Source organism: Novosphingobium sp. NPDC080210 (genome assembly GCF_050281025.1).
GTDB lineage: Bacteria > Pseudomonadota > Alphaproteobacteria > Sphingomonadales > Sphingomonadaceae > Novosphingobium.
Genome location: NZ_JBNNWL010000001.1, coordinates 1 through 21136, shown reverse-complemented (window position 1 = coordinate 21136; position 21136 = coordinate 1). Strand labels below are relative to the sequence as shown.

Annotated in this window: 18 protein-coding genes and 1 other RNA gene; 14 read left to right on the top strand and 5 right to left on the bottom strand. The window is 65.5% G+C overall.

Annotation, left to right across the window (positions count from 1 at the left end; all coding sequences use genetic code 11):
* Window positions 1-34: 34 nt before the first annotated feature.
* Complete coding sequence (locus ACQKOE_RS00095) at window positions 35-1498, bottom strand: leucyl aminopeptidase (protein WP_427511025.1); 1464 nt, start codon at window positions 1496-1498, stop codon at window positions 35-37.
* 98 nt (window positions 1499-1596) lie between these two features.
* On the opposite strand from ACQKOE_RS00095, the gene ACQKOE_RS00090 reads away from it, so the two are divergent.
* The 4 genes from ACQKOE_RS00090 (at window position 1597) to rsmA (ending at window position 7220) form a co-directional block, all read left to right on the top strand.
* Window positions 1597-3873 carry an LPS-assembly protein LptD gene (locus tag ACQKOE_RS00090; protein WP_427511024.1) on the top strand — a complete coding sequence of 759 codons (2277 nt, stop codon included), beginning with the start codon at window positions 1597-1599 and terminating at the stop codon, window positions 3871-3873.
* Window positions 3874-4027: 154 nt separating this feature from the next.
* Entirely contained in the window at window positions 4028-5389 is a 1362-nt protein-coding gene (locus tag ACQKOE_RS00085) for a foldase protein PrsA (RefSeq protein ID WP_427511023.1), read from the top strand.
* 6 nt (window positions 5390-5395) lie between these two features.
* Window positions 5396-6412, top strand: a complete 1017-nt coding sequence (gene pdxA / locus ACQKOE_RS00080) for a 4-hydroxythreonine-4-phosphate dehydrogenase PdxA (RefSeq protein WP_427511933.1) — start codon at window positions 5396-5398, stop codon at window positions 6410-6412.
* A complete protein-coding gene (rsmA, locus tag ACQKOE_RS00075; RefSeq protein ID WP_427511022.1) occupies window positions 6405-7220 on the top strand; it encodes a 16S rRNA (adenine(1518)-N(6)/adenine(1519)-N(6))-dimethyltransferase RsmA in 816 nt (271 codons plus the stop codon). Before pdxA ends, rsmA begins: the two co-directional genes overlap by 8 nt.
* Before the next feature lie 185 nt (window positions 7221-7405).
* Here rsmA and ACQKOE_RS00070 read toward each other — a convergent pair whose 3' ends face one another.
* A complete protein-coding gene (locus tag ACQKOE_RS00070; protein ID WP_427511021.1) occupies window positions 7406-9481 on the bottom strand; it encodes a malate synthase G in 2076 nt (691 codons plus the stop codon).
* A gap of 238 nt (window positions 9482-9719) precedes the next feature.
* Here ACQKOE_RS00070 and ACQKOE_RS00065 point away from each other — a divergent pair, with 238 nt between their 5' ends.
* From ACQKOE_RS00065 to ACQKOE_RS00050, 4 genes are all read left to right on the top strand, one after another.
* Window positions 9720-10931 (top strand): hydrolase, encoded by a 1212-nt coding sequence (locus tag ACQKOE_RS00065; protein WP_427511020.1) that lies wholly within the window; start codon window positions 9720-9722, stop codon window positions 10929-10931.
* On the top strand, window positions 10928-11959 hold the full coding sequence (locus tag ACQKOE_RS00060; RefSeq protein WP_427511019.1) for an arginine N-succinyltransferase: 1032 nt from the start codon (window positions 10928-10930) through the stop codon (window positions 11957-11959). The genes ACQKOE_RS00065 and ACQKOE_RS00060 overlap by 4 nt, the downstream gene beginning before the upstream one ends.
* A gap of 4 nt (window positions 11960-11963) precedes the next feature.
* Window positions 11964-13214: an N-succinylarginine dihydrolase gene (locus ACQKOE_RS00055; protein ID WP_427511018.1), complete on the top strand. Its 1251-nt coding sequence runs from the start codon at window positions 11964-11966 to the stop codon at window positions 13212-13214.
* Between the two features lie 122 nt (window positions 13215-13336).
* Window positions 13337-13573, top strand: coding sequence for a hypothetical protein (locus tag ACQKOE_RS00050; protein WP_427511932.1), 237 nt, complete (start codon window positions 13337-13339; stop codon window positions 13571-13573).
* A gap of 106 nt (window positions 13574-13679) precedes the next feature.
* Here ACQKOE_RS00050 and ssrA read toward each other — a convergent pair.
* Window positions 13680-14025, bottom strand: a transfer-messenger RNA (tmRNA) gene (gene ssrA / locus ACQKOE_RS00045).
* A gap of 26 nt (window positions 14026-14051) precedes the next feature.
* Window positions 14052-14459 carry a large conductance mechanosensitive channel protein MscL gene (gene mscL, locus ACQKOE_RS00040; RefSeq protein WP_427511017.1) on the bottom strand — a complete coding sequence of 136 codons (408 nt, stop codon included), beginning with the start codon at window positions 14457-14459 and terminating at the stop codon, window positions 14052-14054.
* Window positions 14460-14618: 159 nt separating this feature from the next.
* Between mscL and ACQKOE_RS00035 the strand changes: the two genes are divergently transcribed.
* From ACQKOE_RS00035 to ACQKOE_RS00010, 6 genes are read left to right on the top strand one after another with little or no spacing between them, the layout of a single operon-like run.
* Window positions 14619-15242 (top strand): LemA family protein, encoded by a 624-nt coding sequence (locus tag ACQKOE_RS00035; protein ID WP_427511016.1) that lies wholly within the window; start codon window positions 14619-14621, stop codon window positions 15240-15242.
* A gap of 47 nt (window positions 15243-15289) precedes the next feature.
* Window positions 15290-16093: a TPM domain-containing protein gene (locus ACQKOE_RS00030; protein ID WP_427511015.1), complete on the top strand. Its 804-nt coding sequence runs from the start codon at window positions 15290-15292 to the stop codon at window positions 16091-16093.
* Window positions 16094-16102: 9 nt separating this feature from the next.
* A complete protein-coding gene (locus ACQKOE_RS00025) occupies window positions 16103-16789 on the top strand; it encodes a TPM domain-containing protein (RefSeq protein WP_427511014.1) in 687 nt (228 codons plus the stop codon).
* A gap of 4 nt (window positions 16790-16793) precedes the next feature.
* Window positions 16794-17327, top strand: a complete 534-nt coding sequence (locus tag ACQKOE_RS00020; protein ID WP_427511013.1) for an NUDIX hydrolase — start codon at window positions 16794-16796, stop codon at window positions 17325-17327.
* 2 nt (window positions 17328-17329) lie between these two features.
* Window positions 17330-18112: an SDR family oxidoreductase gene (locus ACQKOE_RS00015; RefSeq protein WP_427511011.1), complete on the top strand. Its 783-nt coding sequence runs from the start codon at window positions 17330-17332 to the stop codon at window positions 18110-18112.
* A 45-nt stretch (window positions 18113-18157) separates the two neighbouring features.
* Window positions 18158-19207: a LacI family DNA-binding transcriptional regulator gene (locus tag ACQKOE_RS00010; protein ID WP_427511010.1), complete on the top strand. Its 1050-nt coding sequence runs from the start codon at window positions 18158-18160 to the stop codon at window positions 19205-19207.
* 523 nt (window positions 19208-19730) lie between these two features.
* On the opposite strand, the gene ACQKOE_RS00005 is transcribed toward ACQKOE_RS00010, so the two are convergent.
* A complete protein-coding gene (locus tag ACQKOE_RS00005; RefSeq protein ID WP_427511008.1) occupies window positions 19731-20315 on the bottom strand; it encodes a hypothetical protein in 585 nt (194 codons plus the stop codon).
* Window positions 20316-21136 lie beyond the last annotated feature (821 nt).

Genomic DNA, 21136 nt, shown 5'->3' with positions numbered 1-21136 from the left:
AAGCGGGAGGGGTTGGGGGTGGGCTGCCCATACCTCAGCCTTCCAGGTTGTCCCGCACGAAGCGGTCCAGAACGCGCACGCCAAAGCCGGTCGCGCCCTTGTCCCAGGTCTGGCCGGGCTTGCTGGCCCAGACCATGCCAGCGATGTCGAGGTGCGCCCAGGGCGTGCCCTTGTCGACATAACGCTGGATGAACTGCGCCGCAGTGATCGAGCCGCCTTCACGCGGGCCGACGTTCTTCATGTCGGCAATCGGCGAGTTGATCAGCTTGTCATAAGCCGGACCCAGCGGGAAGCGCCACAGCTTGTCACCCGTCGCACGGCCTGCGGAAACCAGCTTGTCAGCGAGATCATCGTCGTTGGAGAACAGGCCGCCGTGTTCATGGCCCAGCGAGATGATCATAGCACCGGTCAGGGTGGCGAGGTCGATCACGGCGGCCGGGCTGAATTCCTTCTGCGTCCAGGTGATCGCATCGCACAGCACCAGGCGACCCTCGGCATCGGTGTTGATCACTTCGACGGTCTGGCCGGACATGGTGGTCACCACGTCGCCTGGACGCTGGGCGTTGCCATCAGGCATGTTCTCGACCAGGCCGCAGACCGCCACGACGTTGGCCTTGGCCTTGCGCTTGGCCAGGGCGAGCATGGCTCCGGCGACGGCACCGGCCCCGCCCATGTCCCACTTCATGTCTTCCATGCCGGCCGGCGGCTTCAGGCTGATCCCGCCGGTATCGAAGGTGACGCCCTTGCCCACAAAGGCAGTCGGCTTTTCACCGGGCTTGCCGCCGTTCCATTCCATCACCAGCAGGCGCGGCTTGCGCACCGAACCCTGCGCCACGCCCAGCAGCGCGCCCATGCCCAGCGCGGCCATCTCGTTCTCATCCAGCGCGCGTACCGTAACCCCGGTGCCGTCGAGCCGTGCCTTGGCCCGCGCGACGAAGCTTTCGGGATAGAGCACGTTGGCGGGTTCAGTGACCAGTTCGCGAGTGAATTCGATCCCTTCGGCCAGCGCCGCTTCGGCTTCCCAGGCGGCTTCCGCACCGTCGGGAGCGCCTGCAACCTTGATCGTGGTCAGGCTGACCTTCTGCTCCTCGGTCAGCTTGGTGCGGTAATGGTCATAGCGCCAGCCGCGCAGGCGCGCACCCAGCAGGACCGAAGCGACGTCGCTGGCCGACAGTTTGGTGCCGGTGAAGTCGATCGTCACTTCCTTCTCGCCCGAAGCGAGGAACTTGGCCGTGATGGCCGATCCGGCCTTCTCCAGCGCGGCAGAGCGATCCTTGCCGCTGGCTTCCCCCGCCCCGGCCAAAGCCACGCGGACAACCGCGCCATCACGCGCCACGAAGGTTTCATGCAGTTGCCCGGTCTTGCCGGTAAAGCGGCTGGCCTTGGCCCCTTCGCTGACCACGGCTTCAAGGCTGCTGGGCAGGGCGTCCTGATCGATCACATAAGCGACGGGGCTGGTCGTGGGCACCAGGGTGCCGGAAACGAATTCAATCTTCATGGTTGCTCCCAAGGGAAATGCCCGGTGCTGCGGCAAAGCGTTGCCGCAGATTGTTTGCGTGGATTGCAGTTAAGCGCGGGCGGTGCGATAGGCAAGCCATGCACCCGCCCGCGCGGCCTGATTTGCCGCAATCATTCCTGGTCCTGAACACGGTCCGCGCCAGTGCCGCCGCATTGGCCCTGGCCACGCTTGGCTGCCCGGTACTGGCCCAGGCGCAAGAGGCGCCCGAAGGTCCGATTGCCGAAGCCCCGCAGCCGCCCAGCGCCGAGCAGGACCAGATCCAGTTCGAAGCCGACGGCGCAAGCTATGACGACAATGCCGATCTTCTGTCCGTTTTCGGCAATGTCGTGCTGCGCCGCGATGGCCAGTCGGTTCGCGCCGACCAGCTGACCTGGGACCGCAAGACCGGGCAGATCGTGGCCCAGGGCAATATCCGCTTTGTCGACGCGGACGGAAACCAGCTGTTCACCGACCGGCTGGAACTGACCGACGAACTGCGCGCCGGGGCGATGGAGAACATGCTGCTTGCCCTGCGCGAAGGCGGGAGGCTGGCGGCGATCAAGGGCGAGCGGATCGAGGACGGCAAGGTCCTGCTCCACAATGCCGCCTACAGCGCCTGCGCGGTGGAGGATGACAAGGGCTGCCCTCGCACGCCCAGCTGGCGCATCACCGCGCGCCGGGTGATCTATGACCCCGAACGCAAGACGGTGCGCTTTGAAGGCGCGCGCGCAGAAGTGTTCGGATTGCGCCTGATGCCCCTGCCCGGACTGGTCATTGCCACGGACGGACGGCCGATATCCGGCCTGCTCATCCCGAACTTCCAGTTCTCGGCCTCCAACGGCGTGCAGATTTCGGAAACCTGGTACCAGCGCCTGGCCGACAACCGCGACCTGGCCGTTACCGGCTATCTCTTCACCGAGGCACCGCCGATGGTTTCGGCGCAGTATCGCCAGCTGACCAGCCACGGCGCCTTGCAGGCAACCGGCTATGTCACGCGCTCAAGCCGCATTCCCGTCGGCGCTCCCAATGCGTCGAGCCAGGCCGATTTCCGCGGCTACCTGTTCGCCAACGGGCGCTATCAGTTCGATCCGAACTGGAGTGTGAACTTTTCGGGCCGGGTCACGTCCGACCGCACCTTCCTGCGCCGTTATGACATCAGCCGGGATGACCGCCTGCGCTCGACTGCCCAGTTGGAGCGGATTGACGCGGACAGCTATTTCTCCCTCGCCGGCTGGGCAACGCAAACGCTGCGGGTCAACGACGTGCAGGGTCAGGTGCCCTTTGCCATTCCCGAAATCGACTATCGCCGCCGCTTCACCGATCCCGTGCTGGGCGGACGCGTGCAGATTCAGGCCAATAGCCTGGCGATCACCCGGACGGCGGGGCAGGATACCCAGCGCGCCTTTGCCAGTGCGCAGTGGGACCTGCGCCGCCTGACACCCTGGGGCCAGGAAGTGACCGTGACCGCCCTGGCGCGCGGCGACGTCTATCACTCGGACGAGAACGCCCTTACCGCCACGGCCTCCTATCGCGGCAATCCGGGCTGGCAGAGCCGGGGTCTGGCCGCAGCCGCCGTTGATCTGAAATGGCCGCTGGTCGGCAGCTTTTTGGGCGGAACCCAGGTGCTGACGCCGCGCTTCCAGGTGGTCGCCAGCCCGACCTTGCGCAATCTGGAAGTTCCGAACGAGGATGCCCGTTCGATCGACCTTGAGGATTCCAACCTCTTCGCGCTCAACCGCTTCCCCGGTTACGACCGCTTCGAAGACGGCGTGCGCTTTACCTATGGCGTGGACTGGCAGTTCGAACGCCCCGGCCTGCGGATCAATTCCACGGTCGGCCAGTCCTACCGCCTGTCCAGCAATCCCACTCTGCTGCCGGATGGAACCGGGCTGTCCGAACGCACCTCGGACATCGTCGGGCGAACGGAAGTGCGGTTCAAGGACGTGGTCAAGGTCACCCACCGCTTCCGCCTCGACAAGGACGACCTGTCGGTCCGGCGCAACGAATTCGATGCCTCCGTGGGCACCCAGGGCACTTATCTCGAAGCAGGCTATCTGCGGCTTAACCGCGACATCGGCGGCGGGATCGAGGACCTGAAGGACCGCGAGGAACTGCGCCTGGCCGGGCGCGTCAGCGTTGCCCGCAACTGGTCGCTGTTCGGATCGGGCGTGTTCGACCTGACCGGTGCAAACGAAGACCCGGCAATTGTCGGCGCGGACGGGTTCCAGCCGATCCGCACCCGGCTTGGCATCGCTTATGAGGATGACTGCCTGGAAATCGACCTGACCTGGCGGCGCGACTATGTGGCGACGGGTGACGCGGAAAAGGGCAACACCTTCCAGATTCACATAGCAGTGAAGAACCTTGGGTTTTGACCCAGTACCGGCGGGCCTGAGGATTGGCAGGCAAGGACAAACAGGCTATCCGCCCTTGCTCAGCCAAGGTTAAGCCGGCAGTCGGCATTGGCCTGGCCAGAATGGCGCGCTTTGGCCGCGTCCAAATTGGGAATTTGATACGGTGACACGCCCCTTGCGCTTCCGCCCTACCCGTCTTCACAGCCTAGTCCTGTCCCTGGCTGCGGCCGCGCTGGTGGCACCTTCGGCCCTCGTCGCCCAGCAAGGCTCGACGGCCCCGCAAGGTCCGCAAGGTGGTTTCGATCTGCCCGCAAACCCGGTGATCTTCGGCAAGAACAATCCGAACCTGCGCACCGCGACGGTGATCATCAACGGCGAAGTGATCACAGGCACCGACATTGACCAGCGCGTTGCGCTGATCGTCGCGGCCAGCGGCGGCAAGATCGGCGAAGAAGAACTGGTCCGCCTGCGCCAGCAGGTCCTTCGCAACCTGATGGATGAAGCGCTCCAGATCCAGGAAGCGAAGGCCCAGGATCTGGCCGTCGACGATTCCGAAGTGACGGCCAGCTATGAGCGCATTGCCCGCCAGAACTTTGGCCAGGACCCCAAGGCACTGGACGCCTATCTGAACCGCATCGGCTCATCCTCGAACTCGCTGAAGCGCCAGATTCGCGGCGAACTTTCCTGGCAGCGCCTGCTGCGCCGCAACGTCACGCCCTTCGTCAACGTCTCGGAAGACGAAGTGCGCGAAACGATCACCCGTCAGGAAGCGGCGCGCGGCAGCGACGAATACCGCGTCGGCGAAATCTTCCTCTCCGCCACCAGCGAAAACCGCGAGGCCGTGCTGGCCAATGCGATGAAGATCGTGGAGCAGCTGCAAAAGGGCGCCAGCTTCGTCGGCTATGCCCGCCAGTTTTCCGAAGCATCGACCGCATCGGTTGGCGGCGATCTGGGCTGGGTTCGCACAGGCGTGCTTCCGCCGGAACTGGACCAGACGATGCAGGGTCTCCAGCCCAGCCAGCTGGCCGGACCGATCGAAGTGCGCGGCGGTTTTTCGATCATCCTGCTGATCGACAAGCGCAAGGTGCTGACCGCCGATCCGCGTGATGCCACGCTGAACCTCAAGCAGATTGCCATTTCCTTCGCTCCGGGGACGACCGAAGCCCAAGCGGGCAAGCGCGCGCAGGACTTTGCCGCACAGATCAAGGCTGCCAAGGGCTGCGCCGCAGCAGACCAGATTGCCGCCCAGCTGGGCGCGGAAGTGGTCAACAACGAATCCCTCAAGGCCCGCGATCTTCCCGGCGCGCTTCAGGACCTGGTGCTGAACCTGCAACTGGGCGAGAGCACCCCGCCCTTCGGCTCGATCCAGGACGGCGTTCGCGTGCTGATGCTGTGCGGCCGCGACGATCCCAAAGCGGGCGGCGCGCCGAATTTCGACGAAGTTCAGTCCCAGCTTGAGGACGAGCGGATCAACCGCCGCGCCCAGGCCTATCTGCGCGACCTTCGCCGCGATGCGGTGATCGACTACGGCAGCTAAGGCGCGCTGGTGGAGGGGGCACCGCTTGCCATTTCGCTGGGCGATCCGGCAGGTGTCGGACCCGAACTGATTGCCGCTGCCTGGGCCGCGCGTGACAGCCAGGAACTGATGCCCTTCGTCGTGACGGGCGGGCCGGACGTGCTGCGCGCGGCTGCGGCCCGGCGCGGCCTGAACGTGCCGGTGCGCCAGGTGTTCCACCCCAACGAAGCGGCGGATTGCTTTGCTTTCGCGCTGCCCGTGCTGGACGGTGCGGACGGCGAATACACTCCGGGCGAACCCAGCCGCGCCGGGGCGGAACTGGCACTTGCCAGCCTGCACGAGGCAACCGGGCTGGCTCAGGCGGGCGAAGTCTCGGGGATCGTGACTGCGCCCGTTTCCAAGGCTCGTCTCGCGGAAGTCGGCTTCGATCATCCGGGGCAGACTGAATTCGTCGCCTATGCCTGCGGCTATGCGCCGGGCGATGCGGTGATGATGCTCGCCGGACCAAACCTGCGCGCCGTGCCGATCACCGTGCACATCGCCCTGTCAGAAGTTCCGCACCAGCTCACCTCCGCCCTGATCGAGCGCAAGGCCCGGATCACCGCCATGGCCTTGGCTCGGGACTTCGGGATTGAGCGCCCGCGTATAGCGATTGCCGGCCTGAATCCCCATGCCGGAGAAGAAGGCCGCATGGGGGACGAGGAAGCACGGATCATCGCCCCGGCCATCGAACTGCTGCGCGCAGAAGGGCTGGACGTAACCGGCCCCTTCCCGCCCGATGCCATGTTCACGGCGCGGGCGCGCGCAACCTACGACGTGGCGCTGTGCATGTATCACGATCAGGCCCTGATTCCGCTCAAGGCGCTGGATTTTGACCAGGGCGTCAATGTGACCCTGGGCCTGCCGATCATCCGCACCAGTCCCGATCACGGCACTGCTTTTGGCATCGCCGGAACCGGGCAGGCCGATCCCGGCGCGATGATTGCGGCGATCCGCATGGCCGGGGATTGCGCCATGCGCCGTGCGGGCCTGTTCGATGACTGACCTGCCCCCGCTGCGCGATGTCATCAACCGGCACGGCCTGTTCGCCAGCAAGGCGCTGGGCCAGAACTTCCTGTTCGACGAGCAATTGCTGGACCGGATCGCCGCGATACCGGGCAAACTAAAAGGCCAGCAGGTGCTGGAAGTCGGACCCGGTCCCGGCGGCCTGACCCGCGCCCTGCTGCGCGCCGGAGCACAAGTGACGGCGATCGAAATGGACCGCCGCTGCCTGCCCGCCCTGGCCGAACTGGCCGAGGCTTTCCCCGGGCAGCTGCGGGTGATCGAAGGCGATGCGACCAAGATCGCCCACGGGATCGAGGGTCCGTTCCACGTTGTCGCCAACCTGCCCTACAACGTCGGGACCATGCTTTTCACGGGCTGGCTGTCCGGGCAGGACTGGCCGCCGCAATGGGCTTCGCTGACCCTGATGTTCCAGCTGGAAGTGGCGCAGCGGATCGTGGCCGAAGCGGGCAGCGATGCCTTTGGCCGCCTCGCCGTGCTGGCCCAGTGGCGCAGCCATGCCAAGATCGCGATGAAGGTCCACCGCAGCGCCTTCACTCCCCCGCCCAAGGTGATGAGCGCGGTGGTCCATGTTACGCCGTCAGACATGCCCGCCGGGGTTTCCGCCCGGATGCTGGAGCGCGTGACCGAAGCCGCCTTCGGCCAGCGCCGCAAGATGCTGCGCCAAAGCCTGAAGGGCCTGCCGGGGGCGCTGGATGCGCTGGACCAATTGGGCATAGATCCCCAGCGCCGCGCCGAGACGCTGAGCGTGTCCGAATTCGTGGAAATCGCGCGGGTGCTGAGCCTCTAAAGGCCACCCAAGTCCGTCAAATCCGTTCGTGGTGAGGAGGCTCCGAAATCGAAGATTGAGGAGCCGTCTCGAACCACAGCGCTTCCACGCTGCCCTTCGAGACGCCAGCTCAGCCTGCGGCTTCGCTGGCTCCTCAGGACGAACGGATCAGGAAACGACGCTTCACTCGACCAGACTGTCGAGCCCTACCCTGCCTTCTTCACCTGCCGCCAGTGGTGCAGCAAGGGCTCGGTATAGCCGCTCGGCTGCTCCACGCCCTTGAACACCAGGTCGCAGGCGGCGCGGAACGCCGGGGCATCCTCGTTCCCGACCAGCGGTTCGTACAGCGGATCGCCCGCATTCTGCGCGTCCACCTTGGCGGCCATGCGGCGCAGGCTGTCCATCACCTGCTCCCTGGTGCAAACGCCGTGGAGCAGCCAGTTGGCCATGTGCTGGCTGGAAATGCGCAGGGTGGCGCGGTCTTCCATCAGGCCGATGTCGTTGATGTCGGGCACCTTGGAGCAGCCCACCCCCTGGTCGATCCAGCGCACGACATAGCCGAGCAGGCCCTGGGCATTGTTGTCCAGCTCCTCGCGCACTTCCTCTTCGGACCAGTTGGTCCCTTCGGCGAGCGGGACGGTCAGCAGCGGTTCGAGCGCGGGAGTCGGCTGCCCAGCCAGCTCCTTCTGAACCGCGAACACGTCGACCGCGTGGTAGTGCATCGCATGGAGCGTCGCTGCAGTCGGCGACGGAACCCAGGCCGTGTTCGCACCAGACTTGGGGTGGCCGATCTTCTGCACGATCATGTCGCCCATCAGGTCGGGAGCGGCCCACATGCCCTTGCCGATCTGCGCCTTGCCGGACAGGCCGCAGGCGAGGCCGATCTGGACGTTGCGCGCTTCGTAGGCAGAGATCCAGGCGCTCTTCTTCATGTCGCCCTTGCGGATCATCGCGCCGGCCCGCATCGAGGTGTGGATCTCGTCCCCGGTGCGGTCGAGGAAGCCGGTGTTGATGAACACGATCCGGTCCTTCACCGCATGGATGCAGGCAGCCAGGTTGGCGCTGGTCCGGCGTTCCTCGTCCATCACGCCGACCTTCAGCGTATGGCGCGGCAGGCCCAGCAGGTCTTCGACCGCATCGAACAGGCTGTTGGTGAAGGCCACTTCTTCCGGGCCGTGCATCTTGGGCTTCACGATATAGATCGAGCCGCAGCGGCTGTTGGCAAATTTGCCCTGGCCCGCAATGCCGATGGCACCGATGGCGCTGGTGATCACGCCGTCCATCACGCCTTCGGGCACTTCCGAACCGTCGGCCAGCAGGATCGCCGGATTGGTCATCAAGTGACCGACATTGCGCACGAACAGCAGTGAGCGGCCCGGCAGGGTCAGCTTCGAACCGTCAAGCGCGGTATAGTCACGGTCCGGATTGAGGGCGCGGGTCATGGTCTTGCCGCCCTTTTCAAAGGTGTCGGTCAAGTCACCCCGGATCAGGCCCAGCCAGTTCGAATAGGCGAGCAGCTTGTCCTCGGCATCCACCGCCGCGACGGAGTCTTCCATGTCGCAGATCGTGGTCAGCGCGCTTTCCAGCAGAACATCGGCAATCCCCAGCGGATCGTCGCGGCCCACCGGGCTGGCGGGATCGACCACGACTTCGATGTGCAGGCCATTGTTGCGGAACAGGTACGCGCCGTCACGCTTGGCCACCAGATGCTCGCTCTGCCTGCCTTCCAGCGCTGCCTGCCAACCGGGGATCGCGCCATCGAGGAACGCGCGTGCAGCCTTGATCACGGCCGCGCCGCGGTCCTTGTCATAGCCGCCGGGGCGCGCCGGCGGGGCATCGAGCGCGTCGGTGCCGTAATAGGCGTCGTAAAGGCTGCCCCAGCGCGCGTTCGCGGCATTGAGCAGGAAGCGGGCGTTGAGCACGGGCACCACCAGTTGCGGCCCGGCCATCGTGGCGATTTCCGCATCGACGTTCTGCGTACCGATCTGGAACGGCGCCGGTTCGGGGACCAGATAGCCAATCTCGCGCAGGAAGGCCTGGTATTCACCCTGGTCGAGCGGCTTGCCGGCGCGGGCCAGGTGCCATTCGTCAATCTGCGCCTGAAGCGAGTCGCGCTTGGCCAGCAGGGCGCGGTTTTGCGGCACGAAGCGGTCCAGCAGGGCGGCAAAGCCGTTCCAGAACCCGGCCGCATCCTTGCCCAGCGGTGCCAGCACTTCGGTCTCGACAAAGGCGGCCAGCGCCGCATCGACCTTCAAACCAGCCTTCTCAACCCGTTCGCTCATGGATCCTCGCAAGTAAATCAGCGCGCCCGCGCCATTGCACGACCGCTACACCATCGACGATCCCGGGGAGGAATGCCAGCGCTATGCCGCAAGTGCGAAGGGAAGGCAACCGGGTGTTGTGCGGTAAAGGCCAGACTTTGGTCGAACCGCTCCGCCTGCGAATAGGTCGCAGTCCCAGTCCCTTGGTTATCCACCGGGGGGGGTGGACAGCACTTTTAGCTGGGCTAGAAGGTTTCAGATGCAACAGTTTACCTCTCTTGAAGCGGCACTGCTGGAACAGGTCGACGCCTCGCCCATGCTGGAGCAGGTCCAGACCTGGAGCGCGATCAATACCGGGACTGGAAATCTGACCGGACTGGCGGAACAGGCGGCCAGGCTGGCCGATGCTTTTGCGGCCCTGCCTGGCGATGTCCGGCTTGAAGAGCCCGCTCCGGTCAGTGCGATCACGCCAGCCGGTGAGGAAGCACCCGTGGCCTATGGCAAGCACCTGGTGCTCAGGGTGCGCCCACAGGCAGAGCGGCGTTTTCTGCTGACTGGGCATATGGATACGGTCTTTCCTGCGGGCCACCCCTTTCAGGGGCAGACCTGGCTTGACGAGCAGACCCTCAATGGCCCCGGGGTTGCCGACATGAAGGGCGGCATCGCCGTGATCCTTGCCGCGCTGAAGGCCTTTGAAACCAGCGCTGCGGCCCAAGCCGTCGGCTACGACGTGATGATCAATTCGGACGAGGAGACGGGTAGCCTGTCCTCCGCGCCGCTGATTGCGCAGCTGGCGCGCGGCAAGGCTGCGGCGCTGACCTATGAACCGTCCGCCCTGCCCGATGGCACTCTGGCCGGAGCGCGGGCGGGAAGCGGGAACTGGAGCGTCACGATCCGTGGCCGCTCCGCCCATGCCGGACGCAATCCGGACGACGGGCGCAACGCAATCGTCGCCGCCGCCGCGCTGGCGCTGGGATTGAAGGCGCTGCACCGCGACGGGCTTTCCGTGAACCCCGCCAGGATCGAAGGCGGCAGCGCGAACAACGTGGTGCCCGACCTGGCCGTGCTGCGGTTCAACATCCGCCCGCGCCACGAGCAGGACGCGGAAGAATTCTCTACTCAGTTCAGTCAATTGATTGCGGCGATTGAGACAGAACACGAAGTCTCGATCCACCTCCATGGCGGGATCAGCCGCCCGCCCAAGCCGGTCGATGCCCGCGCCGAAAAGCTGTTCGGCATTGTCGAGGAATGCAGCGCCTTGCTCGGCCAGCCGATCACCCGCAAGGCATCGGGCGGGGTCTGCGATGGCAACAACATCGCGGCCTGCGGCGTGCCCGTGGTCGATACCATGGGCGTGCGCGGCGGGGCGATCCATTCGCCCGATGAATTCCTGATCGTGCCCAGCCTGGAAGAGCGCGCGAAGCTTTCCGCGCTGGTCCTTCACCGTCTAGCTACCGGAGCCCCGCTTTGACCTTCGTGATCCGCGCCGCCAACCACGACGATCTGCAGCACATCTACGAGATGGCCAAGCGCACCGGAGGGGGCTTCACCAACCTGCCGCCGGACCGCAAGGCCCTCACCGCCAAGCTCGACCGCTCGCACGCCGGATTTACGCGCGACGGTGACGATCTGGGCGACGACCTGTTCTTCTTCGTGCTGGAAAACACCCAGACCGGCGAAGTGCGCGGCACGTGCCAGGTGTTCTCCGCTGTCGGGCAGAAGTGGCCATTCTATTCCTACCGGATCGGCGCGCTGACCCAGCATAGCGAGGAACTGGGCCGGACTTTTCGCGCCGATATCCTCAACTTGTCGACCGATCTTGAAGGTGCAACCGAGGTCGGCGGCCTGTTCCTCCACCCGGGCGAGCGCGCGGGGGGCCTGGGCATGCTGATCGCACGCAGCCGCTATCTGTTCATCCGCAACCACCGCGGCCGCTTTGCCGACCGCACCCTGGCCGAACTGCGCGGCGTGATCGACGAGGCGGGCGGCTCGCCCTTCTGGGACGGGGTTGCCGGGCGCTTCTTTGGCATGAACTTCCAGGATGCGGACGAATTCAACGCGAAATACGGCAACCAGTTCATCGCCGACCTGATGCCCAAGCACCCGGTTTATATCGCCATGCTGTCCGATGCGGCGCGGCACGTGATCGGCATTCCCCACCCCACTGGCCGCGCGGCGATGCGGATGCTGGAGAACGAGGGCTTTGCCTGGGAAAACTACATCGACATCTTCGATGGGGGGCCAACCATGACCGTGCGGACCGATCAGATCCGCTCGATCCGCGAAGCGCGCGACGGCGCGGTCGTCGCGGTCGACGACGGCCTGGGCGAGCACAAGACCGGCGAGAAGATGCTGGTCGCCCACGGCCATATGGCTGACTTCCGCTGCGCCTATGGCTGGGTCGAACCGCGCGATGGCGGGGTGGCGATAGACCCGGAATGCGCAAGCGTGCTGGGCATCGGCCCCGGGGCAACGGTTACTTTCGTGGCGCGTTGGTGATCCCATGACCATGGTGGAAATCAACTTCGACGGGATCATCGGCCCTTCCCACAACTATGCGGGGTTGAGCCTGGGGAACCTGGCCTCGGCCAGTCACGCAGGCGATCTGGCCCATCCCCGCGCCGCCGCGCTGCAAGGGCTGGCCAAGATGCGCCACAACATGGCGCTTGGCCTGGTTCAAGGGTTCCTGCTGCCCCTGCCCCGCCCGAACACCGCGTTCCTGGCCGCAATCGGGGCGGACGGAACCGAGGATCGCCGCCTGAACGCCGCCGCCTGGTCGGCCAGCTCGATGTGGACTGCCAATGCCGCGACTGTCTCGCCCGCCGCGGATACGGCAGATGGGCGCTGCCACCTGACCGCGGCAAACCTCGTCACCATGCCGCATCGCAGCCAGGAATGGCCCGATACGGTTCGGCAACTGCGCCTCGCCTTTGCCGACAGCGCGCACTTTGCCGTGCACGATGCCGTGCCGCCCTGCTTTGGTGACGAAGGCGCGGCCAACCACATGCGCATGGCGGCCAGCCACGATGCGCCCGGCCTGGAGATCTTCGTTTACGGCACCAGCGGCGGCGCATTCCCGGCCCGCCAGCATCAGGAGGCCAGCCGCGCCGTGGCCCGGCTCCACCGGCTCGATCCGGCGCAAACCCTGTTCGTCGAACAGAACCCCGAAGCCATTGCCGCCGGGGCGTTCCACAACGACGTCGTGGCCGTGGCAAACGAACGCGTGCTGTTCACCCACGAACAGGCCTTTGCCGATTCGGCCGGAACCTACGCCGCGATCCGCGACCGCTTGCCCGAAGCCGAATTCGTCGTCGTTCCCGCCGCCGAAGTCAGCCTGGCGGATGCGATCCAGTCCTACCTGTTCAACGCCCAGCTGCTCACCCTGCCATCGGGCGAAATGGCGCTGGTCGTGCCAAGCGAGGCGATCGAGCATCCCCGGGTACGCCCGTACCTGGACCGGATGCTGGCCGGAAACGGCCCGATCCGGACCGTCCTGCCGGTCGACGTCCGCCAGTCCATGGCCAATGGCGGCGGCCCCGCGTGCCTCCGCCTTCGCGTGGTGGCCGACCCCGCAACCGTCGATCCACGCTTCCTGCTGGACGAGGCGAAAGCCAGGCGGATCGAGGAGATCATCCAGCGCGAATGGCCCGAATCGATAGCGCCCGATCAGGTCGGCTCCGCGCTTTTGGCAGAGCGCGTGATCGCCGCCCGGTTGCTCTTGCTGGATGCACTGGACCTGTCCGAACTCGCCTGATCCGGCGCGGATGTGCCATCCTGGGACAAACCCGGTAAACAGCGCTTAACCACTCCCTTGCGCGGAACCGTGGGCGTGGCATTGTCGTTTGCGGAGTCGCTGTTAACTTTTGGGGCGACGTGATGATTGCAAAACTGGGCCGGTTGTTTGTCATCAAGACACCGGTGGAAGCTTACATGATCATCTATGCTCTCGCCCTTGGGGCGGTTGAGCGCGGCACCGTTTATCTCCACCGCTTCCCCGGTTTCGGCGGGAAGCTGCTGTTCCTGGCCTGCACCGGAGCCGTGTTCATGGCCGGGGGCAAGATCCTGGACTGCCTGCGCCACGAAAAGCGCCTGGCCGTTGAAGCTGGCGACTAACGTCAGTCGTTCGCCCAGACGTTCGTGACCGACGCGGCTGTGCTGTAGTCCCACCAATGCAAATGAAGGTGGGGTGATTCTGTTGCTAGGCTCACCCCGGGCCCCCGGTTTCCGATTCTGTTACCCGGTTCGGTCCGAACCGTGCTGTCGCTTTGTAAGATCAGGCCGTTAGGCCGTCAGGTTACGCTGCGAGAGCAAGTGCTTCGTTGTCGTTGGCACTTGTGAGTTTTGAGCCTTTAACGGGTTACTCAGCCCGGGCGAAAACACCGCTTTTCAACACACGTCGATCCTAGTTCGGCCCCGTCATATCCTCCGCCGTGGCGAAGGAGGTGGTGGAGCCGCCGGGTACCGCCCCCGGGTCCGCTGCATCTATTGCACGCCGCAATTTATCGCCATAGCCGGTCGAAACCGGCACTTGGCAATATAGGGCATGTGCCGCGGATTTAAAGGGGCGATGCAGTGCCTTTGAAATGGCGCCCTATTTGCGCAGCGCGTCCCGGATTTCGGTGAGGAGTTCCACCTCGCTCGGCCCGCTCGGCGCTGCGGCAGGCTTCGGAAAGACGCGGTTGGCCTGGCGCACGATCAGGAAGATGACGAAGGCCAGGATCAGGAAATTCACCACCGCCGTCACGAAGCTGCCCCACCCGATCACCGTCGCCCCTGCTTCACGGGCCGCAGCCAGGGTCGCGCCAGCGGGGACTTCGCCTGAAAGCACGGTGTATTGGTTTGAAAAGTCCACGCCCCCGGTGATGAAGCCGATCACGGGCATGATCACGTCGTCGGTCAGCGACGAAACGATCTTCCCGAATGCCGCGCCGATGATCACCCCGACGGCCAGGTCCAGCACGTTGCCGCGCGCAATAAACGCCTTGAATTCACCGAGCATGAAACCACCCCTTCACCTAAGCATTTTCCACTTTGGACAACCTGCCATGCGGGCCAAACGCCTGCAATCGCTATAATTCCGGTTTCGCTTGAACGGCGGCTAGGGACTATTACATTGACCAAGACCCGCATCTGGCGGGCGTAAAAAGGATTTGACCCGATGCCGACTTCGTTTGACCGCCTTGGTACTTTCGGACGCTTTGCCGTTGTCTCGGTGGCCGCCGCCTCGCTGGCCGGCTGCGGGATCAATTCGGTGCCCACCGCCGAAGAGCAGGCCAAGGCCAAGTGGGCCGATGTCCAGGCTGCTTTCCAGGAGCGTGCCAACCTGGTCCCGAACCTTGCCGCCGTGGCCAAGGGCGCGGCCGAGCAGGAGCGCGGCATCCTGACCGACGTGATGGAAGCCCGCGCCAAGGCAACCAGCATCCAGCTTAGCCCGGATGACATCACCGATCCGGCCAAGATGAAGGCATTCCAGGAGGCGCAGAACCAGCTTTCCGGTTCGCTCGGCGGATTTGGCCGCCTGCTCGCCAATGTCGAAGCCTATCCCGAACTGAAGAGCATCACCAATTACCAGATGCTGCAAAGCCAGCTGGAAGGGCAGGAGAACCGCATCCGCATCACGATCCGGGACTATAATGAAGCAGTCCGCGCCTATAACACCACGATCCGTACCTTCCCCGACGCGATTGGCGCCAAGGTGATCTATGGCGCCAAGCCGATGGTCCCCTACCAGGCGACCACGCCCGGCGCGGAAGTGGCCCCCAGCCTTGAAGGCAAGCTCTGACGCGGGCGGAGGATAAAGCCATGCTCGGCCGGGCCTGGCCTTCCCCGATGACCAATCGCAGCGCGCTGGCCCTGGTGGCCGGTGCGCTGCTGGCACTCGCCCTGCTGCTGCTGCCCGGTCTGGCCCGCGCGCAGTCATTTCCGGAACTCACCGGGCCAGTCGTGGATCAGGCCGGAATCATCCCCGCCGATGAAGAGGCACGACTGGCGCAGAAGCTGACTGCGCTGAAAGCGCAATCGCAGCGAGAACTGGTCGTCGTTACCCTCCCCGACCTGCAAGGCTACGAGATTTCGGACTATGGCTATCAGCTTGGCCGGCACTGGCAGCTGGGCACCAAGGACAAGAACGAAGGCGCGATCCTGATCGTTGCTCCAAAGGAGCGCAAAGTCAGGATCGAAGTTGGTTACGGGCTGGAACCGGTCCTGACCGACGGTCTGTCCAGCCTGATCATCAACCAGCAGATCGTGCCGCGCTTCAAGGCTGGCGACATGCCCGGCGGGATCGAGGCAGGCACCGATGCGATCATCAGGCAGCTTACCCTTCCCGCCGACCAGGCCGCGCAGATCGCCGCCAAGGCCCAGAAGCAGGACAAGCCGGAGGGCGTGCCGTTCGGCGTGGTGATCTGGCTGATCATCTTCTTCCTGTTCTTCGTCCTGCCCCTGCTGCGCCGGATGCGCGGCGGGCGGCACTATCGCGGCAGCGGCCTGGGCCCGGTGATCGTCTGGGAAGTCCTCAACGCTGCGGCCCGCAGCGGCGGGGGAGGCTGGGGCGGAAGCGGAGGCGGCGGCGGCGACAGCTGGGGCGGCGGAGGCGGCTCGTTCGGGGGCGGCGGCGCCTCTGGCAGCTGGTAGGAGGCAAGCATGGTTCATCAACCTGTCCACCTGAGCGAGGCGGACCACGAGTCCGTGAGCGCAGCCGTTGCCGCAGCCGAAAGCAAGAGCGCGGGCGAGATCGTGACGATCATCGCTGGCGAGTCCAATTCGTTCCACGACGTAGCCGTGCTGTGGTCGGCGCTGGTTGCTTTCCTGTCCCTGGCTGTCCTTGGCCTGTTTCCGGATTTCTACCTTCCGCTTGTTGACCGCGTGCTGGGCCGCTGGGCCAGCGAGTGGACGCCGCAGCATGTCCTGGCCCTCGCCCTCACCGCAGCTACGGCGAAGTTCCTCACGATGTGGCTGCTGCAACTGTGGCGACCGCTGCGCCTGGCCCTGGTGCCTGCCGCACTGAAGAGCGCGCGGGTGCGCGACCGGGCGGTGCGCTATTTCAAGGTCGGCGCCGAACGCCGCACCCATGGCCGCACCGGCATCCTGATCTACCTCAGCCTGGCCGAACGCCGCGCCGAGATCGTCGCTGACGAGGCGATTGCCAGCAAGGTCGCACCCGAAGTCTGGGGCGATGCGATGGCCGCCCTGATCGCTGAAATCCGTGCAGGCCGCCCCGGCGCCGGGATGGTCGCCGCCGTGGAACAGGTCGGCGCGGTCCTCGCCCAGCACTTCCCACGGGCCGAGGATGATCGCAACGAATTGCCCGACCGGCTGATCGAGCTTTAGGACCATGAGCGAAGAACCGGAGCAGATCGTCTGGGCGGGCAAGTTCATCACCGCCAAGGTCAGGGGCAAGTGGGAATATGTCGCGCGCAGCCGGGGCATCCGCGCCGCCGTGATTCTGGCGATCGACGAAGAGGACCACGTCCTGCTGGTCGAACAGTACCGCGTACCGCTGGGCAAGGCCTGCCTTGAACTGCCCGCCGGACTGGTCGGCGACGATGACTCACTTCCTGGCGAGGATGCCGCCGCCGCCGCCAATCGCGAACTGATTGAAGAGACCGGATATAGCGCCTCGCGGATGGAGGTGCTCGGCGAATTCTTCTCCTCACCCGGCATGGTCAGCGAGAGTTTCACCATGCTGCGCGCCCACGGGCTGGAGCAGGTCGGCCCGGGCGGCGGCACGGACGGCGAGGACATCACCGTGCACCGCGTCCCTCTTGCAGAATTGCCCGCCTTCATCGAAAGCGCGCGCAAACGTGGATTGGGGATTGACGTGCGGCTGCTGATGCTGCTCGGTCCCGGCATATTGGGAGGACGATGACAATGGCAGGACGGGTTCAAGGCAAGAAGGCTCTGGTTACCGGCGCGGCGCAAGGCTTGGGCGCGGCGCAGGCGGCAATGCTGGCGCGCGAAGGCGCGAAGGTCCTGCTGGCTGACATCAATGCCGAAGGCGCGGCCGAGCAGGCCGAGAAGATCAACGCCGAACTGGGCGCCGGTACGGCATTCTCGGTAAAGCTGGACGTCACCCAGGAAGACCAGTGGGTCGAGGCGGTCCAGGTTGCAGCGGACAAGCTTGGCGGCCTTTCGGTCCTCGTCAACAACGCCGGGGTCGGCGTGCGCGGCAATATCGAGACCTGCACGCTGGAAGACTGGCATCGCGGCTTTGCCATCAACGTCGATTCGGTCTTCCTTGGCTGCCAGAAGGCCCTGCCCTTGCTGAAGGACAACCAACCCGGCTCGATCATCAACATCTCCTCCATTGCCGGCCTGATCGCCAGCGACACCATGCCCGGCTACAACGCCAGCAAGGCTGCCGTGTGGATGCTGTCCAAGTCGGTCGCGCTCTACTGCGCCAAGATGGGCTGGGACATCCGCTGCAACTCCGTTCACCCGACCTTTGTCGACACGCCGATCCTGGATGGTATCGTCGCCAATACCGGCAAGCCCAAGGACCTGATCATGGGCAAGCTGGCCCGCCAGATCCCGCTGGGCCGCGTGGGCGAACCCAACGACATCGCCAACGGCGTGCTCTACCTCGCCAGCGACGAGAGCCGCTTCATGACCGGTGCCGAGCTCAAGCTGGACGGCGGCATTTCCGCAATGTGAGGCGCCGCCTTCCCTCTTGCGCCGAAACCTTCTAGGAACCGGCGCATGGGAGACACCGCCGACAAGTCCAAGCCCCGCCCCTTCCGCGTCACCTCGTTCGACGTGGCGGCAGAGGCGGGCGTCAGCCAGTCCACCGTCAGCCGCGCCCTGGCCGGCGACCCGGTGGTCAGCGAGGCGACCCGCCTGCGCGTGGCCGAGGCTGCGCGCAAGCTGAACTACTACGTCGACAACAACGCCGCCCGCCTGCGTACCGGCAAGACCGGGACGCTGGCCGTGGTGGTGATCTGCCGCCCGGACGAGGACCGGAAAGACCTCAACCCCTTCACCTATGCCCTGCTCGGCTCGATCTGCGCCGCCGCCTCGGCCCGGGGGTACGAGACGCTGGTCAGCTTCCAGGACGGCCCCAACAACCTGTCGGGCCGGTACGAGGAACAGCGCAAGGCCGATGGCCTGATCGTGATCGGCACCACCCAGAACGAGGCCGCCTGGGACTATTACCGCGAGCTGGGCAGCACCGGCATGAACTGGGTCTGCTGGGGCTCCCCCTATGACGACCTGGAGTGGATCCGCAGCGACAACCACGAAGGCGCGCGGCTGGCCACCGGCCACCTGATCGAGCGCGGCTTCGGCAAGATCGCCTGCATCGGCTCACTCGATTCGCTCCAGCGCCAGTTTGCCGAGCGCTACAACGGCTATGCCGAACGCATGGAGCGCGCCGGGCTGGAACCCTGGCTGGTCGAGATCGAGAGCGGCCTGTCCCGCGAGGAACAGGGCCGCCGCGCGGTCCGCGACCTGCTCGCCACGGGCCGCCCCTGCGACGCGGTCTTCGCCGTCTGCGACGAGATCGCCCTGGGCGCCCTGCGCGAACTGACCGAACAGGGCGTCAAGGTGCCGCAGGACATGGCCCTGATCGGCTTCGACGGCATCCGCGCCAGCGCCCACGCCATGCCCCCGCTCAGCACCGTCCAGCCCGACTTCGCCGCCGCCGGAGCCATGATGGTCGACAAGCTCCTCGCCGCCCTCGCCGGAGAGACCCACGAACAGCGCCGCGTTCCGGTGAAGCTGCTCGTCCGCGAAAGCACCCGGCGCGGCTGAGCGCAGCCCCCAATCCCCGTTCGTCCTGAGGAGGCCTTGAAGCCGCAGGCTGAAAGGCCGTCTCGAAGGACAGCCCCGCACGCCGTGGTTCGAGACGGGCCTTCAATCTGCGATTTCAGGCCCTCCTCACCACGAACGGATTGTGGTGGGGCAGGTTTGTGCAATCCGGCCCGCAGCACCGCCCCGCTCATGCCGAGCCGTCCCTCCCCCGCTCATGCTGAGCCTGTCGAAGCATGTCGCGCCATGCACCACGTCCTTCGACAAGCTCAGGACGAGCGGGTTTGCCCAATCCGGCCCGCCCATCGTGAAACCCTGATTTTTCGCGCAGAGGACGCAGAGGCCTCGCGCCTGACACAACCCCTTTGCGTCCTTCGCGCCTTTGCGTGAACCTTGCTTCGTTTGGTCCCGGAAGCACCCTCCCCCAAGTTGACACAGTTGACACCCTGTCCACTTCGTCCAACACCGCACCAGCCCCGGAAATCCCCGCCTTTCCGGCCCAAAGCGAGGAGTTGTCCGCGCCCGGTCAGGAAAAACCGCGGCCGCGCCGGCGCGCGGGGCGAGCGGTTTCGGCGGCTTCGGCGCTGTACCAGCTGGCGCGCTGGAACTGCGCTTCGGCGGCGGCGGCGGCGTCTTCTTCCAGGGGCCAGCCCGGACCCGGCACCGGCTCGCCCGCTTCCCAGTCCAGCGAGGCGCTTTCGATCCGTTCGAGCAGGGCGTCAAAGCCCCCCGCCGCATATTCGCGCGCCATCTGGTGCCGCCCGACCCGCCACGGGTTCTCCAGGATCCATTGCGCCAGCCGGTTGTCATAGCGCCGCGTGGTGCCGACCAGCTCGCCGTGATAGTACAGCGGCACTTCCTCGCCATTGACCGCGCGGTCCATCACTGCATGAGCCAGCGCGTGCATCCCGCATTCCAGCGCCACTTCCCAGCCCAGGGCAAAGGGCTGTCCGGCCAGCCGGTTGCGCAGGTTATAGGCCGAAGTCCGGCTCATCCCCACCGCCCGCGCCGCCGCCGCGACCGACTGCGTCGCCGCCAGCTCGCGCAGGAAAGCCACCATCTTGGCGCGGGTCCACTGGTTGTGCCGTCCGGAGCAAGGCGGCGCGCCCAAGTCCCCACCCCCGGCCCCTCCCGCAAGCGGGAGGGGGGACAGAGCAACACCCCGTTCCCCACCCGCCTGCGGGAGGGGCGCGAGACTTGCGGCGCTGCCAGCGGCGCTAGTCGCAGCGGGGCGGGAAGAAACCCCCACCCCTTCCGGGGATAGTCGGCACTCTCCCCCATAGTCCCCCACCCCTTCAGGGGAGGGGCAGCGAGACTTGGCAGCGTGCTGCCTAGTCGCAGCGGGGCGGGGCTGCGTCTCAAAACCACCGTCGCGTTGAAGTCCCCCTCCCCCAACCGGCGTCGGGGTTGGACTGTCCCCCGGACAGTCCAAGTCCAGTCCGGGGGACTGGACGACCCCTAGCCCCCCTAAAGTGGAGGGGGCAAAGGCCGGCGCATCACCGGAAACGGACGGGCTGGGTTTGACGCTGTCGGACATGGTTCACCTCGCAAATGGCGTGAAGGGAAACCGGTCCGATTATCGGATTTTGGGGGAGTAGGAAAATGGGGAGCGAGTCTACGGCCTTACAACTCCAGCCAAACTGCGTGCAAATGAGCACAAAAAGTGTTAACAACCTGAAACTAGATTAAAAAAGCGATAACTCGATTGCACCTCTCCTGCTCTCATTGTAACCTGCCAAACATAAGGAGATCACATGGCACTTGCTGACGAACTTGAGCACGCTCGCACTGAGATCGTCTCAGATGGTTACGAGATGTCGATAGGAGAACTGCTAAATCGTACGCATTCGCTGAGCGGCGCGGCGGCGCCGGATTTCAGGCAGCGATATCCTGTGCGAGCTGTTGCTGAGCGACCTTCCAGTTCCAGGGGAG